Genomic DNA, 16,390 nt, shown 5'->3' on the forward strand with positions numbered 1-16,390 from the left:
CGTTTCGACTGCGCCGGAAGTGGGGCGAATTATAGACCTGTAGAATCTGCCGTCAACAGTTATTTTCATAAATCTGTCATATCGGTCAGAAAAGCCCATAAAAGCAAAGGCCGGCCCCAAGGGGCCGGCCTTTATCGCTTCACTCTTACAGGCTAGGGAAGGCGAACTGCGAGGCTTCGTGGCTGGCGCGTTGCGGCCAGCGCTGGGTGATCGCCTTGCGACGGGTATAGAAACGCACACCATCGGGACCGTAGGCATGCAGGTCACCGAACAGTGAACGCTTCCAGCCACCGAAGCTGTGATAGGCCACAGGTACCGGCAGCGGCACGTTGACGCCCACCATGCCCACTTCGATCTCGTCGCAGAACAGACGTGCCGCTTCACCGTCACGGGTAAAGATGCAGGTACCGTTGCCGTACTCGTGATCGTTGATCAGTTGCATGGCCTCCTCCAGGCTGTTGACCCGGACGATGCACAGCACCGGCCCGAAGATCTCTTCCTTATAGATGCGCATCTGCGGGGTAACGCGGTCGAACAGGCAGCCACCGAGGAAGAAGCCGTCTTCATGACCGGCCACGCTCAGGCCACGACCGTCCACCACCAGTTGCGCACCTGCGGCCACGCCGTCTTCTACATAACCACTGACCTTGTCACGCGCCTGGGCGGTAACCAACGGCCCCATGTCCAGGCCACAGGAAGTACCGGCACCAATCTTCAGCGCCTTGATCTGTGGCACCAGCTTGGCCACCAGTGCATCGGCCACCTGGTCGCCCACGCACACGGCTACCGAGATCGCCATGCAACGCTCACCGCAAGAACCATAGGCAGCCCCCATCAGAGCGCTGACTGCATTATCCAGGTCGGCATCCGGCATCAGCACCGCGTGGTTCTTCGCCCCGCCCAGTGCCTGGACGCGTTTGCCGCGCTTGGTGCCTTCGGCATAGATGTACTCGGCAATCGGAGTCGAACCGACAAAGCTCAACGCCTTGACTTCCGGAGCCTCAATCAGCGCATCCACGGCAGTCTTGTCGCCGTGCACCACGTTCAGCACGCCCTTGGGCAGACCCGCTTCATGCAGCAGCTCGGCGATCAACAAGGTAGAGCTTGGATCGCGCTCGGAAGGCTTGAGGATGAAGCAGTTACCGCAAGCGATCGCCAGCGGGTACATCCACAGCGGCACCATCGCCGGGAAGTTGAACGGGGTGATACCCGCCACCACGCCCAACGGCTGGAAGTCGGACCAGGCATCGATGTTCGGGCCGACATTGCGACTATATTCGCCCTTGAGGATTTCCGGCGCAGCACAGGCGTACTCGACGTTCTCGATACCGCGCTTCAATTCACCCGCGGCGTCTTCCAGAGTCTTGCCGTGTTCTTCGCTGATCAGTTGGGCAATGCGCGCCTCGTTCTGCTCCAGCAGTTGCTTGAAGCGGAACATCACCTGGGCACGTTTGGCCGGTGGCGTATTGCGCCAGGCCGGGAATGCAGATTTGGCAGAGTCGATGGCCTGTTGAATGGTTTCACGACTGGCCAGCGGGACCTTGTGGATCGCCTTGCCCGTGGACGGGTTGAAGACGTCAGTGCTGCGACCGTTGTCGCTTACCAGCTCGCCGTGGATCAGGTGTTGAATCAGACTCATGCGGGGACTCCTGAAAAAGGGAAGGCGCAGGCGCGAAACACTTCACGCCCGCTTCTATATAAGAAGGATCGAATCAGTCGAGCTTGTTCAGCACTTCGCCAACTGCATCGAACAGACGATCGAGGTCCTGCGGCTTGCTATTGAAGGTTGGGCCGAACTGCAGGGTGTCGCCACCGAAACGCACGTAGAAACCGGCTTTCCACAAGGCCATGCCAGCCTCGAATGGACGCACGATTGCATCACCGTCCCGAGCCGCGATCTGGATCGCACCGGCCAGGCCGAAGTTACGGATGTCGATCACGTTCTTCGCACCCTTGATGCCGTGCAACGCATTCTCGAAATGCGGAGCGACGTCAGCCACGCTCTGCACCAGGTTTTCCTTCTGCAGCAAGTCCAGTGCCGCCAGGCCCGCCGCACAAGCCACCGGGTGCGCCGAATAGGTGTAGCCGTGGGGGAACTCCACCGCGTACTCAGGCGTCGCCTGGTTCATGAAGGTCTGATAGATCTCGGAGCTGGCAATCACCGCGCCCATCGGAATCGCGCCGTTGGTGACCTGCTTGGCCACGCACATCAGATCCGGCGTCACGCCGAAGCTGTCAGCGCCGAACATGGCTCCGGTACGGCCGAAGCCGGTGATCACTTCGTCGAACACCAGCAGGATGTTGTGCTGGTCGCAGATTTCCCGCAGGCGCTTGAGGTAACCCTGTGGCGGCACCAGCACGCCAGCGGAGCCGGCCAGAGGCTCGACGAAGACCGCAGCAATGTTGGAAGCGTCATGCAGTTCGATCAGTTTCAGCAGTTCATCGGCCAGAGCGATACCGCCCTGCTCCGGCATGCCACGGGAATAGGCGTTGCTGGCCAGCAGGGTATGGGGCAGGTGATCGACATCCATCATCGCCTGGCCGAACAGCTTGCGGTTGCCGTTGACGCCACCGAGGCTGGTGCCGGCGATGTTCACCCCGTGGTAGCCACGGGCACGACCGATCATCTTGGTCTTGGTCGACTGGCCTTTCAGGCGCCAGTAGGCGCGCACCATCTTCACTGCGGTATCGGCGCACTCGGAGCCGGAGTCAGTGAAGAACACGTGGTTCAGGTTACCCGGAGTCAGGTCGGTGATCTTCTCGGCCAGCTGGAACGACAGCGGGTGGCCATATTGGAAGCCCGGGGAATAGTCCAGGGTGCCCAACTGCTTGGCGACCGCTTCCTGGATCTCCTTGCGCGAGTGACCGGCGCCGCAGGTCCACAGACCGGACAGCGAGTCATAGATCTTGCGGCCCTTGTCATCCACCAGCCAACTGCCTTCGGCACCGACGATCAGGCGCGGGTCACGCTGGAAATTGCGGTTGGCGGTGTAGGGCATCCAGTGAGCGTCAAGCTTGAGCTGACTGGCCAGGGACTGAGGAGCGGTTTCCGGCATGTTCATGAGCAGAACCTCGCAAGGCAATGAAGCGGCGTAGGAATAAAAGCGTTGTTGCGGCTAAGTTGCCACGGCTATAAAGTCGGTGAAATCCAACTTTAATAACCTTCAGTCTGGCACCCACTAAACTATGAGCAGCCGTCGAGCCGACCCGCTGGCGCAAGTCAGCGACTTTGATATCCGCCTGCTGCGGATCTTTCGCAGCGTGGTGGAATGCGGTGGTTTCTCCGCCGCAGAGACCGTGCTCGGCATTGGCCGCTCGGCCATCAGCCAACAGATGAGCGACCTGGAGCAGCGGGTCGGCCTGCGCCTGTGCCAACGTGGACGCGCCGGCTTCTCCCTCACTGAAGAAGGCCGCGAGGTCTACCAGTCGAGCCTGCAACTGCTCAGCGCCCTGGAGAGTTTTCGCACCGAGGTCAACGGCCTGCACCGCCACCTGCGGGGCGAATTGATCATCGGCCTCACCGACAACCTGGTGACCCTGCCCCACATGCGCATCACCCACGCCCTGGCACAATTGAAGGAGCGCGGCCCGGACGTACAGATCCAGATCCGCATGATCGCCCCCAACGAAGTCGAACAAGGGGTACTCGACGGTCGTCTGCACGTCGGCGTGGTGCCCCAGGCCAGCGCCCTGTCCGGATTGGAGTATCAGCCGCTGTATGACGAACGTTCGTTGCTGTACTGCGCGGTGGGTCATCCCCTGTTCTACGTGGACGACAAGCAACTGGACGATCAGCGCCTCAATGACCAGGACGCCATTGCCCCGACCTTCCGCCTGCCCGCGGAAATCCAGGCCCACTACCAGGCCTTGAACTGCACCGCCAGCGCATCCGACCGCGAAGGCATGGCCTTCCTGATCCTCACCGGACGCTATATTGGCTACCTCCCTGACCATTACGCCGCCCTCTGGGTGCAGCAGGGTCGGCTGCGCGCGCTCAAGCCCACATCCCGCTTCTATGACCTGAGCCTGGCATCGGTCACGCGCAAGGGCCGGCGCCCCCACTTGGTGCTGGAAAGCTTCCTGGAGAGCCTGGCGGCGACCCGCTAAGAATCAGCCTGATCAAGGTCCATCACCGCCCTGCTGATGTGCCTGCTGCTGCCGGAGGGTAAAAGCCTGCCAAACGACATAAATCCGGCGCCGGAAAACCACAGCCTGAAGGCCCACTGAAGCTTTTGTCGTGCCAAGGCTTGTCTGATCAACCTGGGTGCGCTATCAACGCACAGGTAGCACCCACAGACTTGCTCGGAAACCTCCATGACCTTTGAAGTCCCCGCCCACAGCGCTCCTCACCCCGGCAAACCCGCCAGCCGCATTCGGCAGAAGAATGAAGAGGCCATCATCCAGGCCGCCGAGGACGAGTTCGCCCGTCACGGCTTCAAAGGCACCAGCATGAACACCATCGCGCAGAAGGCCGGACTGCCCAAGGCCAACCTGCATTACTACTTCACCAACAAGCTGGGGCTGTACATCGCGGTACTGAGCAACATCCTCGAACTCTGGGACAGCACCTTCAACACCCTCACTGCAGAGGATGACCCGGCCGAGGCCCTGACTCGCTATATCCGCGCCAAGATGGAATTTTCCCGCCGTCAGCCCCAGGCCTCGCGGATCTTCGCCATGGAAATCATCAGTGGCGGCGAATGCCTGAGCGAATACTTCAGCCAGGACTACCGCGCCTGGTTCCAAGGCCGGGCCAATGTATTCCAGGCCTGGATCGACGCCGGCAAGATGGACCCGGTTGACCCGGTGCACTTGATCTTCCTGCTCTGGGGCAGCACCCAGCACTACGCCGACTTCGCCACCCAGATCTGCCGCGTCACCGGGCGCAGCCGCCTGACCAAGCAGGATTTCGAAGAGGCCGGCAACAACCTGATCCGCATCATCCTCAAAGGCTGTGGCCTGACTCCCGCCCAGAAAGACTGACGCTCATGCCCTTTACCCTGGCCGGCCTTTGCGAGTACCGCGAAGAGATTCGCAAAAGCCGCTTCATCACCTTCGCCGCGCCCATCACCAGCGCGGCCGAGGCCCAAGCCTTCATCCAGCAGCACAGCGACGTCAACGCCTCCCACAACTGCTGGGCGTGGAAGCTGGCCGATCAGTACCGCAGCAACGACGACGGCGAGCCCGGCGGCACCGCCGGACGGCCGATCCTCGCGGCCATCGAGGCCCAGGACTGCGATCAGGTGGCCGTGCTGGTGATCCGCTGGTACGGCGGCATCCAGCTGGGCACCGGTGGCCTGGCCCGGGCATACGGCGGCGGTGCCAACAAATGCCTGCAAGGCGCCGAGCGCATCGCCCTGGTCAACCGCGTACCGCTGCGCTGCGCCTGCAGTTTCAGCGAGCTGGCACCGGTCAAATTGCGGGTCGCCGAACTGGGCGGCTTGCTGGTCGAGGAAGACTTCACCGCCAATGGCGTGGAGTTGCAACTGGCCCTGGGCGAAGAGCAGATCGATACCCTGCAACAGCAGTTGGCCGACCTCAGCCGCGGACGCATCCTCTTGCAGCGCTGAGCGCACCAACCCGGCCCGAGCACCTTGTGCATAACCCGGCAGAGCCTCCCGCAGTTGCCCACATCTGCTGTGCACCCGACTGTGGATAACCTGAGCACATAGCGCTGTAACCCTTCTGTAACGTGGCTTTGCCGGCTTTGTTCATTTTTTGTCCAAAGTTCTGCCAGTGGACTTTTTTGCAACGTAAAACAGCAAGTTAGAGTGGTTTATCGCGGTTGGAAGGCAAGGCCGCCGGGCTTATGCCCAAGTTCCAGGCTTGCACACAATTACTGTGGAGCAAGCTGTGGATAACCCGTGCAAGGCTGCCCCAGCCGCTGATTGCACAGGGCCTGCAGGCCACTGGTCATTTTTTGCTCAGGTTATCGCGGACAAAAACAGAGCCCTTTCAAACACTTTGCCCCGATGTGGTGCCCGGCATCCGCCTCCTCCGACAGTTCAAGGTGCAATCCAGGGCAGCGTTTGAGCTTTCCTGACCTACTGGCCAGGAAATTGCTTTATCCACAGAAACACCTCCAATCCCCCGAGCCTGTCATGCCAAATCCCGCTGTGCCCATCGGGCAAACACCGCGCCTGCAACTGCGTCAGATCAGCAAGCGCTATCCCGGTTGCCTGGCCAACGACGCCATCGACCTGTGCATCGCCCCCGGTGAAATCCAGGCCCTGCTCGGCGAGAACGGCGCCGGCAAAAGCACCTTGATGAAGATCATCTATGGGGTGATCCAGGCCGACTCGGGGGAGTTGATCTGGCAAGGCCGGCGCCAGCTCATCAGCAGCCCGGCCCAGGCTCGCGGCCTGGGGATCGGCATGGTGTTCCAGCATTTCTCATTGTTCGAAACCCTCAGCGTCGCGCAAAACATCGCCCTGGCCATGGGCGCGGCGGCCGGCACGCCAAGCCAGCTGGAAGGCAAGATCCGCGAAGTGTCCCAGCGCTACGGCATGGCCCTGGAACCCCAGCGCCTGGTGCACAGCCTGTCCATCGGCGAGCGCCAACGAGTGGAGATCGTGCGCTGCCTGATGCAGGACATCCGCCTGTTGATCCTCGACGAACCCACCTCAGTGCTGACCCCGCAAGAGGCCGAAGAGCTGTTCATCACTCTGCGCCGGCTGGCTGCCGAGGGCTGCAGCATCCTGTTCATCAGCCACAAGCTCGCCGAAGTCCGCGCTCTGTGCCACAGCGCCACAGTACTGCGGGGCGGCCGGGTGGCCGGGCACTGTCGGCCGGCCGAATGCTCGAACCAGGAACTGGCGCGACTGATGGTGGGTGACGCAGCGGCCCTGCTTACCGACTACCCCAAGGTCAGCGGCGGCGCCGAATTCCTGCAGATCCGCGAGTTGAGCTGGCACAACCCCGATCCCTTCGGCTGCTCCCTCAAGACCATCGACCTGAGCCTGCGCAGTGGTGAAATCGTCGGCATCGCCGGGGTCGCCGGCAATGGCCAGGACGAACTGCTGGCCCTGCTCAGCGGCGAGCAACGCCTGGCTCCCGGCGAGGCCCAACGCATCTGCCTGGCCGGCCAGGCCGTCGGCCATCTATACCCCGATGCCCGACGCCAAAGGGGGCTGGCCTTCGTCCCCGCCGAACGCTTGGGGCAAGGTGCCGTACCGGAACTGAGCCTGGAAGACAACGCACTGCTCACTGCCTTTCAACAGGGGCTGATACGCAATGGCCTGATTCAAAGAGCCAAGGTCCGCGCCCTGGCCGAGACCATCATCCAGCGCTTCGGGGTCAAGACCGCTGACGCCCAGAGCCCGGCCCGCAGCCTGTCTGGCGGCAATCTGCAGAAATTCATCCTCGGCCGCGAGATCCTCCAGCAACCGCGCTTGCTGATCGCCGCGCACCCGACCTGGGGCGTCGACGTGGGGGCCGCAGCCACTATTCACCGGGCATTGATCGCCCTGCGTGATGCCGGTGCGGCGATCCTGGTGATCTCCGAAGACCTGGATGAGTTGCTGCAGATCAGCGATCGCATTGCCGCCCTCTGCGGCGGTCGTCTCTCGGCGCCCAAAGCCTGTGCCGACACCTCATTGGTCGAAGTCGGCGCCTGGATGGCCGGCCACTTCGAAGCCGTCCCTTCTGCCCCCGCCCCGGCGGTTTAACGGAGTCGTCCATGCTGCTTTCACTCGAACCTCGCGGCCGGCAATCGCGCCTGATGCTCTGGTGCTCCCCCCTTCTTGCCGCGCTGCTGACCCTGAGCTGTGGTGCCCTGCTGTTCGTGGCCCTGGGACATGACCCGCTGCTGACCCTGCACACCTTGCTGATCGCCCCGGTCAGCGACCTGTATGGCGTCTCGGAACTGCTGGTCAAGGCGCTGCCGATCCTGCTCTGCGCCCTGGGCCTGGCAGTGGCCTACCGGGCCCGCATCTGGAACATCGGCGCCGAAGGCCAACTGCTGCTCGGGGCCCTGGCCGGCAGCGCCCTGGCGGTCAACCTCATCGAGCTACAAAGCCGCTGGGCGCTGGTACTGATCCTGCTCATCGGCACCCTGGCCGGTGCCGCCTGGGCCGGGCTCACCGCCTGGTTGCGCACACGCTTCAACGCCAACGAAATCCTCACCAGCATCATGCTCAACTACATCGCCCTGAACCTGTTGCTGTACTGCGTGCACGGCCCGTTGAAGGACCCCGCCGGGTTCAACTTTCCCGAGTCGGCGATGTTCGGCGACGCCAGCCGCCTGCCGCTGTTGACGGAGGACGGTCGGGTCCACGCCGGGGTGTATTTCGCCCTGCTGGCCCTGGTAGCGGTCTGGGTGCTGCTGCAGAAAAGCTTTGTCGGTTTCCAGATCAAGGTCCTCGGCCTGGACTCGCGCGCCGCGGGTTTCGTCGGCTTTCGCCAGCAGCGTCTGATCTGGCTGGCATTGTTGATCAGCGGTGCGCTGGCGGGTTTGGCCGGTGTCTGTGAGGTCACCGGTCCCATCGGCCAACTGGTGCCACAAGTGTCCCCCGGCTATGGCTACGCGGCGATCACCGTGGCTTTTCTGGGACGCTTGAACCCCATCGGCATCCTGTTCTCCAGCCTGCTGATGGCCCTGCTCTACATCGGTGGCGAAAGCGCGCAGATGAGCCTCAACCTGCCCCAGGCCATCACCCAACTGTTCCAGGGCATGATGCTGTTCTTCCTCCTGGCCAGCGACGTGCTGATTCTCTATCGGCCGCGCCTGAACCTGCGCTGGGCGCGCCGTGACGCCACCACCGCCGCTACCGCCGGAGCCCTGTGATGGATATCGATCTGCTGAGCAATATTCTCTACGCCATGGTGCGCTGCGGTACGCCCTTGTTGCTGGTGGCCCTGGGGGAACTGATCTGTGAAAAGACCGGCGTCCTCAACCTCGGTCAGGAAGGCATGATGCTGTTTGGCGCAGTGATAGGTTTTATCGTCGCCCTCAACAGCGGCCATCTGTGGCTTGGCGTGCTGCTGGCAATGGCGGCGGGAATGCTGCTCTCGGCGCTGTTTGCCCTGGTGGCCCTGGTGTTCAACGCCAATCAGGTGGCCACGGGCCTGGCCCTGACTATTTTTGGCGTCGGCCTGTCGAGCTTTGTCGGCGCGGCCTGGGTCGGCAAGCCGCTGGCCGGGTTCGAGCCTCTGGCGCTGCCATTGCTCAGCGACATCCCGCTGATCGGCCACATGCTGTTTGCCCAGGATCTGCTGGTGTACTTGTCGTTCGCGCTGTTCGCCGTGGTGGCCAGGGCGATTCTCAAGAGCCGGGTCGGCCTGATCATCCAGGCCGTCGGCGAAAACCCCGACGCCGCCAGCGCCATGGGCCTGCCGGTGCTGCGAGTGCGCACGCTCGCGGTACTGTTCGGCGGTGCCATGGCCGGGCTGGCCGGGGCCTACCTGTCCCTGGCCTACACCCCGATGTGGGCCGAGAACATGAGCGCCGGCCGCGGCTGGATTGCCCTGGCCCTGGTGGTGTTCGCCAGTTGGCGCGTGTGGCGACTGTTACTCGGCGCCTACCTGTTCGGCCTGGCGAGCATCCTGCATCTGGTGGCCCAGGGCCTGGGGCTGGCGATACCGTCCAACCTGCTGGCGATGCTGCCCTATGCCGCCACCATCCTGGTGCTGGTGCTGTTGTCCCGAGACGCCTTGCGCACCCGCCTGTACGCACCGGTCTCCCTGGGCCAGCCGTGGCAGGCGGGGCACTAAATGACCGCCACGACCCCCGCAGGCATCGGCTTGCCGGAGAAGTCTTTCACCGGCCACAGCTGCGCCACGCACCAGGCAAGCTCGAAAAACAGAATCACCCCGATCAACGCTGTAGCGCCGTGCATCAAGGCATACACCTGCCAGGTGGCAAACAGGATGCGCCCCACTGCGTCATAACGACCAAACGCCTGCTGCGGATCACGAATCCGCAGCACCGACCACACACAGACAATCGAGCCCATCAGGTTGGCCATCAGCAGGTGCATCGGCTCGAACGGCGGCAGGCTCCCCGGCAGGTGCAGGGCCCAGCCCTGCATCAGCCCATGCAAAGCCATGAAACTCCAGGGGGTGACGAAGGCCAGCGTCACCAGCAAGTCGTACCAGCCGCCGGCCCGGACCAATGTTCGATACTGTTCGCTCGTCCACATAAATGCTGCTCCATAGAATCAAGGAGCGCGCAGGCTAAAGCCTCGAGTATGCTCCAGGGTCAAGCCCTTTCAAGGCCTGCACATGCGCATTGGAGAACAGGCCGAAGCCTGGGCGGATTGGCAGCAGTGTCGGCGCTCTGTGGCAGAGTGCCGATACGGTTCAGGCCGTAACCCGGCTGCTGCTAGACAAACTGCCCCTGATCGAAACCCGCATCACTGAATTGAGCCACTTGCGCCAGGAGCTGCAACAACGGCTCGGGCAAGCCTGTCCATTGCATCCGTGATCCTCATTTATCAAGGAACCTCATCATGTCCACGGCAAAAACCGCACTGATCATCGGCGCCTCCCGGGGCCTGGGCCTCGGCCTGGTACAACGCCTGCTGGAAGACGGCTGGCAAGTCACTGCCACCGTACGCAACCCGCACAAGGCCGAGGCCCTGCAAGCCCTGGGCAAGGTGCAGATCGAACAACTGGACATGGACGATCAGCAAGCGGTGATCGCCCTCAGCCAGAAGCTCAAGGATCAAGTGTTCGACCTGCTGTTCGTCAATGCCGGGGTCAAGGGCCCGGACAACCAGCTGCCGGGCCACGCGACCCAGGCCGAAGTCGGCCAGTTGTTCTTCACCAACGCGGTGGCGCCGATCAACCTGGCCCAGCGTTTTGTCGGGCAGATCCGCAAGGACAGCGGCGTACTGGCGTTCATGAGTTCGGTGCTGGGCAGCGTGACCATGCCGGACGCCCCGGAGCTGGCCCTGTACAAAGCCAGCAAGGCCGCGCTGAACTCCATGACCAACAGCTTCGTGACCCAGCTGGAACAGAAGCTGACCGTACTCTCCCTGCATCCGGGCTGGGTGAAGACCGACATGGGCGGCGAAGGCGCCGACATCGACGTGCAAACCAGTACCCGTGGGCTGATCGCCCAGGTCAACGCCTACACCGGCAAGGGCGGCCATCACTTCATCAACTACAAGGGCGAAACCATCCCCTGGTAAACCCGCAACCTCTGCAGTGGCTGCCCCAGGCAGCACTTGCACAGAGCGGCGAAGGCTCTGGAACGGGGGGCAAAATCCAAGTTTTGTCCCCCGGCACATCTTTCGCTAGACTGCGCACCTCGCCCCTCGCGGCGACCCTGGATCAGCAGACAGGGCAACACTGAGCTGGCTAACCTGAACCCACTTTCAGAGGAGCCGGCCACCATGCCTGCGACCCGTACCTGGTTAAAAAATCCCCTGGCCATCTTCACCGGCAATGCCCTCGACGCCCGTGGCGGCCTGGTCGTGCAAGACGGTCTGATCGTTGAAGTGCTGGGCCTCGGCCAACAGCCTGCGAGTCCTTGCCAGCAGGTCTTCGATGCCCGCGAGCACGTGCTGCTGCCGGGCCTGATCAACACCCACCATCACTTCTATCAAACCCTGACCCGGGCCTGGGCGCCGGTGGTCAACCAACCGCTGTTCCCCTGGCTGAAGACCCTGTACCCGGTCTGGGCCCGGCTGACCCCGGAAAAACTCGCCCTGGCGACCAAAGTGGCGCTGGCCGAACTGCTGCTCTCCGGTTGCACCACCGCCGCCGACCATCACTATCTGTTCCCGGACGGTCTGGAAAACGCCATCGATGTGCAGGTCGAAAGCGTGCGTGAACTGGGCATGCGCGCCATGCTCACCCGCGGTTCGATGAGCCTTGGCGAAAAGGACGGCGGCCTGCCACCGCAACAGACCGTGCAGGAAGGCCAGGTGATTCTCGACGACAGTCAGCGCCTGATTCACGAGTACCACGAGCGTGGCGACGGCGCGCAAATTCAGATCGCCCTGGCGCCGTGCTCGCCGTTCTCGGTGACCCCGGAAATCATGTCGGCCAGCGCCGAACTGGCCAACGGACTTGATGTGCGCCTGCACACTCACCTCGCCGAGACCCTCGACGAAGAAGATTTCTGCCTGCAGCGCTTCGGCCTGCGTACCGTGGATTATCTGGACAGCGTCGGCTGGCTCGGTCCGCGTACCTGGCTGGCCCACGGCATCCACTTCAACCCGGATGAAATTGCCCGCCTGGGCGCCGCCGGCACCGGCATCTGCCATTGTCCGAGTTCGAACATGCGCCTGGCCTCCGGCATCTGCCCCAGTATCGAGCTGACCGATGCGGGTGCGCCGTTTGGCTTGGGCGTGGATGGCTCGGCCTCCAATGACGCCTCGAACATGATCCTCGAAGCGCGCCAGGCGCTGTACATTCAGCGTCTGCGTTACGGCGCCGAGAAGATCACCCCGGAGCGCGTATTGGGCTGGGCGACCCGGGGCTCGGCCAGCCTCTTGGGCCGTACCGACATCGGCGAACTGGCGGTGGGCAAGCAGGCGGATCTGGCCTTGTTCAAGCTCGATGAACTGCGCTTCTCGGGTAGCCATGATCCGGTTTCGGCGCTGCTGCTGTGCGGCGCGGATCGGGCGGATCGGGTCATGATTGGCGGCAAGTGGCGGGTGATTGATGGTCAAGTCGAAGGGCTGGACCTGAAAAACCTGATCGCCGATCACAGCCAGGCTGCTCGGCAACTGATCGCCGGTAGCTGATCCCTGATTCCAACGGCGAGGGACCGGCTCCCTCGCCTGCGCTTCGAGCGCAATCGGATTGAGGAAACATGTTAGTTTGCCGCCCTCAATCGAGCCGTTATAGGGACACTACGTGAAGCAAAAGCACGGACTGGCGCTCTGCGTCGCGCTGCTGATTTCAGGCTGTGAGAAACAGGAGGTGGCGGGCCCCGCCAGCAAAGTGCTGTCACCTGAAAAAGTGGCAGGAATTGCTTCGACCATCAGCCGTAAATACCCGGATCTTTCCCCGCAAAACCGCGATGCCGTGCTTAACACGGTCGTCCGCTCGATGGACAACATGGTGTTGATTGAAGGAGGCGAATTCCAGATGGGCGATTTCGGTTGGCCCCATGACTTCGACCCACTTGCCCTGTGCCAATGGCCCTGCGGCGTAGACCCGGCAAAAATGGACCGGATCAGCCTCGACGTCGATGACGATTTCGTTCACCCCGTCAAATTGAGCAGCTATTACCTGTCCTCGCTGCAAACCACGTTGGGCGATTTCGATCTGTTCTTCCTGGCGCAAGGCAAGCCGCCGTTTGACGCAAAATTGCGCAACCGCGCCGACATGAAGCACCTCTACCAGGAAAACCTGCCCGCCCCGGCTTCACGGGAATGGCAAGAGGCCAAGGATTACTGTGGCTGGCTGGCAGAACTGAGCGGCTATCCCGTCGATCTCCCGACCGAGGCCCAATGGGAATATGCGGCGCGCAACCGTGGCCAGCCGGTCATGTTTGCGACCGACAACGGCAATCTGGATTACGGCCGCAACTTTCCGGCTCCCGACGACAACGAAACCTTCGCCGTGGACAGGTTTGTGCCCAATCCGCTGGGCCTCTACAACCTCACCGGCAATGCCAGTGAATGGGTCAACGATTGGTACGATAAACACTACTATCGCGAGTCTCCCGTGGAGAACCCGCAAGGCCCTGAAACAGGCATTTATCGGGCGCAACGCGGCGCCAACAACAAGTTTGCCAACGACCCGACCTTTTCTCCTTCGGCCAGCACCGTGCGCCGTTGGCGTTGGGGGGCACTGGCGGCCTGGAATGCCCCTGGTGTCAGCTTTCGCTGCGCCATCCAGTCAGCCCAGCCGCTTTAAAGGCCCAGCAGCGACAGCATGATGAAGGTGGCAAACAGCACGAAGTGAGTCATGCCCTCGATGGCATTGGTCTCACCGTCGTTGAGGTTGATCGCACTGACGATCAGGGTGATGAACACCATCACCGTCTGCACCGGCGTCATGGCCATCTGGAACGGCTGGCCGGTGTACAGGGCCATGGCTTCCATCACCGGCACCGTGAGGATCACTGTCGACAAGGAGGCCCCCAACGCCACGTTGACCACCGACTGCATGCGGTTGGCCAAGGCTGCGCGCAGCGCAGTGAGAATCTCCGGCGCCGCAGAAATCGCCGCCACCAGGATCGCCGTGATCACCGGCGGCGCTCCCGTGCCTTCAAGGCCCAGGTCCAGGGTTGTGGACATCACCTCGGCCAGGGCGCCGATCACCACCACACCAAACACCAGGATGCCGATGCTCCAGCTCAGGTTGATGGCATCGGGCTGTTCCTGCGCCTCTTTATTGCGACGCTTTTGCGGGTAGCTGTAGCTGAAGAAGTAACTGTGGGGCCCGACCTGCATGCGCAAGAACAAGGTGTAGAGCACCACCATGGCGCCAATGGTGAAGGCTGAATAGACCTTCCAGTCGGCTTCTGGAATGAACTCCGGCACCACCATCGACACGCCCATGGCGGTGAGGATCATCACGCTGTAGGTACGCGCCGAGTCATCGTTATAGGGCTGCTCGCCATGCTTGATGCCGCCCATCAGCGCCGCCAGGCCGAGGATCCCGTTGATGTCCAGCATCACCGCCGAATAGATGGTGTCGCGCACCAGGGTCGGCGAGGCTTCGTTGCTCATCATGATCGCCAGGATCACCACCTCCACCAGCACTGCGGCCAGGGTCAGGATCATGGTGCCGTAGGGGTCACCGACCTTTTCCGCCAGCAGTTCGGCGTGGTGGGCCACGCGCATCGAGGCGATGACGATGAAACCGATCAGCACCAGCCCGGCCATCAGCGCGATGCCTTGGCCGCTGCTCAGCAGCAGGTGTTCCAGGGGATAGGCGGCCACGGCGGCCAATAGCGCAAGCAGTAGAAACTTTTCTTGCTTGAGGGAAGTGAGCATTGCAGTCCTTTGACGGAAATAAAAACGAGTACAGGAGATGAGTGAAAGACTGCTTCGAGTCACTAACGTTTTGTTACATGTTAGTGCACCAGGCTCAGGCGCCGCGCACCGGGATGGCACTTGAACAGCCCTTCGCCGGCAAGCCGGCTCCTACACCCGTGCCTGTAGGAGCTGGCTTGCCAGCGAAAAGCGCGCCCCAAAGCCCCCGTAGAAACCTCCTCGCCGGCGCAACTGCCATCTTTGTTGTCCTGTTGGTCAGCTATTTGCATTGCCCTCCAGCGCTTGCCGCCCCAGCCAACCCCGACAACAAGATGGAGCTCCAATTCATGCACACACGCCCGTTGCACAAATTGCTCTGCGCCCTGGCCGCCGCCGTCGGCCTGAGTGCCAGTCTCGCCGCCAGCGCTGCCGATCCGCTGAAGGTCGGCTTCGTCTACATCGGCCCCATCGGCGACCACGGCTGGACCTATCAGCATGAACAGGGACGCAAGGCGCTGGCGGAAAAGTTCGGCGAGCAGATCAAGACCAACTACGTGGAAAACGTCGCCGAAGGCGCCGACGCCGAGCGGGTGATCCGCAACATGGCCAAGGACAATTACGACCTGATCTTCACCACCTCCTTCGGCTACATGAACCCCACCCTGAAAGTCGCCAGGCAGTTTCCCAAGGTGACCTTCGAACACGCCACCGGCTACAAGCAGGACAAGAACCTCGGCACCTACCTGGCGCGCACTTACGAGGGGCGTTATGTCGGCGGTTTCCTCGCGGCGAAGATGACCAGGACCAAGAAGATCGGCTACGTCGCCTCCTTTCCGATCCCGGAAGTGATCCGCGACATCAACGCCATCCAACTGGCCCTGAACAAATACAACCCGGGCACCGAGATCAAGGTGGTGTGGGTCAACTCCTGGTTCGATCCGGGCAAGGAAGCCGACGCCGCCAATGCCCTGATCGACCAGGGCGCCGACGTGATCTTCCAGCACACCGACAGCCCGGCGCCGATCCAGGCGGCGGAACGCCGTGGTGTCTATGCCGTGGGCTACGCCTCGGACATGGCCCACTTCGGCCCCAAGGCGGTGCTGACCTCCATCGTCAACAACTGGGCCCCCCATTACATCCAGGCCACGCAAGGGGTGCTGGACCACAGCTGGAAAGCCCAGGACTACTGGGGCGGTCTGAAAGAGGGTACGGTTGAACTGCCCCTCAGCGACCTGCTGCCGGCCCCGGTGAAAGCCGAGGCCGAGCAGATCATCGCCAGCATCAAGAGTGGCGAGTTCCACCCGTTCACCGGCCCGATCAAGGACCAGGCCGGGATAGAAAAAATCGCCGCGGGGGTCAGCGCCAGCAATGCCGAACTGGCCTCGATGAACTACTACGTCGAAGGCCTGCAGGCGGACATCCCCAAATAAGCTGGTCGTCGCTGTCGGAGCAACCGCCAGCGACGACGGACCGCCAACAGGATGGGAGCATTTTCATGAATCAACTGCCGA

General features: G+C 62.4%; 14 protein-coding genes and 1 pseudogene. 11 read left to right on the plus strand and 4 right to left on the minus strand.

What is annotated here, in order from left to right; all coding sequences use genetic code 11:
- Positions 1 to 145: 145 nt before the first annotated feature.
- Both BLX41_RS17850 and aptA read right to left on the minus strand, forming a co-directional pair.
- Entirely contained in the window at positions 146 to 1,639 is a 1,494-nt protein-coding gene (locus tag BLX41_RS17850) for a CoA-acylating methylmalonate-semialdehyde dehydrogenase (RefSeq protein ID WP_123725955.1), read from the minus strand.
- 73 nt (positions 1,640 to 1,712) lie between these two features.
- Positions 1,713 to 3,062: an omega-aminotransferase AptA gene (gene aptA / locus BLX41_RS17855; protein WP_123725956.1), complete on the minus strand. Its 1,350-nt coding sequence runs from the start codon at positions 3,060 to 3,062 to the stop codon at positions 1,713 to 1,715.
- 124 nt (positions 3,063 to 3,186) lie between these two features.
- Between aptA and BLX41_RS17860 the strand changes: the two genes are divergently transcribed.
- From BLX41_RS17860 to BLX41_RS17890, 6 genes are all read left to right on the plus strand, one after another.
- Positions 3,187 to 4,107, plus strand: a complete 921-nt coding sequence (locus BLX41_RS17860) for a LysR family transcriptional regulator (protein WP_123725957.1) — start codon at positions 3,187 to 3,189, stop codon at positions 4,105 to 4,107.
- 207 nt (positions 4,108 to 4,314) lie between these two features.
- On the plus strand, positions 4,315 to 4,983 hold the full coding sequence (locus BLX41_RS17870; protein WP_123725959.1) for a TetR/AcrR family transcriptional regulator: 669 nt from the start codon (positions 4,315 to 4,317) through the stop codon (positions 4,981 to 4,983).
- A 5-nt stretch (positions 4,984 to 4,988) separates the two neighbouring features.
- Positions 4,989 to 5,570, plus strand: coding sequence for an IMPACT family protein (locus BLX41_RS17875; protein ID WP_123725960.1), 582 nt, complete (start codon positions 4,989 to 4,991; stop codon positions 5,568 to 5,570).
- 531 nt (positions 5,571 to 6,101) lie between these two features.
- Positions 6,102 to 7,667 carry an ABC transporter ATP-binding protein gene (locus BLX41_RS17880; RefSeq protein ID WP_123725961.1) on the plus strand — a complete coding sequence of 522 codons (1,566 nt, stop codon included), beginning with the start codon at positions 6,102 to 6,104 and terminating at the stop codon, positions 7,665 to 7,667.
- An 11-nt stretch (positions 7,668 to 7,678) separates the two neighbouring features.
- Positions 7,679 to 8,785 (plus strand): ABC transporter permease, encoded by a 1,107-nt coding sequence (locus BLX41_RS17885; RefSeq protein ID WP_123725962.1) that lies wholly within the window; start codon positions 7,679 to 7,681, stop codon positions 8,783 to 8,785.
- Positions 8,785 to 9,711 (plus strand): ABC transporter permease, encoded by a 927-nt coding sequence (locus BLX41_RS17890; RefSeq protein ID WP_123725963.1) that lies wholly within the window; start codon positions 8,785 to 8,787, stop codon positions 9,709 to 9,711. Before BLX41_RS17885 ends, BLX41_RS17890 begins: the two co-directional genes overlap by 1 nt.
- On the opposite strand, the gene BLX41_RS17895 is transcribed toward BLX41_RS17890, so the two are convergent.
- On the minus strand, positions 9,708 to 10,139 hold the full coding sequence (locus BLX41_RS17895; RefSeq protein WP_123725964.1) for a hypothetical protein: 432 nt from the start codon (positions 10,137 to 10,139) through the stop codon (positions 9,708 to 9,710). The genes BLX41_RS17890 and BLX41_RS17895 overlap by 4 nt on opposite strands.
- 110 nt (positions 10,140 to 10,249) lie before the next feature.
- On the opposite strand from BLX41_RS17895, the pseudogene BLX41_RS35640 reads away from it, so the two are divergent.
- From BLX41_RS35640 to BLX41_RS17915, 4 genes and pseudogenes are all read left to right on the plus strand, one after another.
- A pseudogene (locus BLX41_RS35640) lies at positions 10,250 to 10,423 on the plus strand (MerR family transcriptional regulator); the annotation flags it as partial.
- A gap of 25 nt (positions 10,424 to 10,448) precedes the next feature.
- A complete protein-coding gene (locus BLX41_RS17905) occupies positions 10,449 to 11,132 on the plus strand; it encodes an SDR family oxidoreductase (RefSeq protein ID WP_123725965.1) in 684 nt (227 codons plus the stop codon).
- A 204-nt stretch (positions 11,133 to 11,336) separates the two neighbouring features.
- Entirely contained in the window at positions 11,337 to 12,695 is a 1,359-nt protein-coding gene (locus BLX41_RS17910; RefSeq protein ID WP_123725966.1) for an 8-oxoguanine deaminase, read from the plus strand.
- Positions 12,696 to 12,807: 112 nt separating this feature from the next.
- Positions 12,808 to 13,815, plus strand: a complete 1,008-nt coding sequence (locus tag BLX41_RS17915) for a formylglycine-generating enzyme family protein (protein ID WP_123725967.1) — start codon at positions 12,808 to 12,810, stop codon at positions 13,813 to 13,815.
- Here the strand turns inward: BLX41_RS17915 and BLX41_RS17920 are convergent.
- Complete coding sequence (locus tag BLX41_RS17920) at positions 13,812 to 14,900, minus strand: calcium:cation antiporter (RefSeq protein ID WP_123725968.1); 1,089 nt, start codon at positions 14,898 to 14,900, stop codon at positions 13,812 to 13,814. The genes BLX41_RS17915 and BLX41_RS17920 overlap by 4 nt on opposite strands.
- A 326-nt stretch (positions 14,901 to 15,226) precedes the next feature.
- Between BLX41_RS17920 and BLX41_RS17930 the strand changes: the two genes are divergently transcribed.
- A complete protein-coding gene (locus tag BLX41_RS17930; protein ID WP_123725970.1) occupies positions 15,227 to 16,309 on the plus strand; it encodes a BMP family ABC transporter substrate-binding protein in 1,083 nt (360 codons plus the stop codon).
- The last annotated feature ends 81 nt before the right edge of the window (positions 16,310 to 16,390 follow it).

Source organism: Pseudomonas protegens (assembly GCF_003732485.1).
Classification (GTDB): Bacteria; Pseudomonadota; Gammaproteobacteria; order Pseudomonadales; family Pseudomonadaceae; genus Aquipseudomonas; species Aquipseudomonas protegens_B.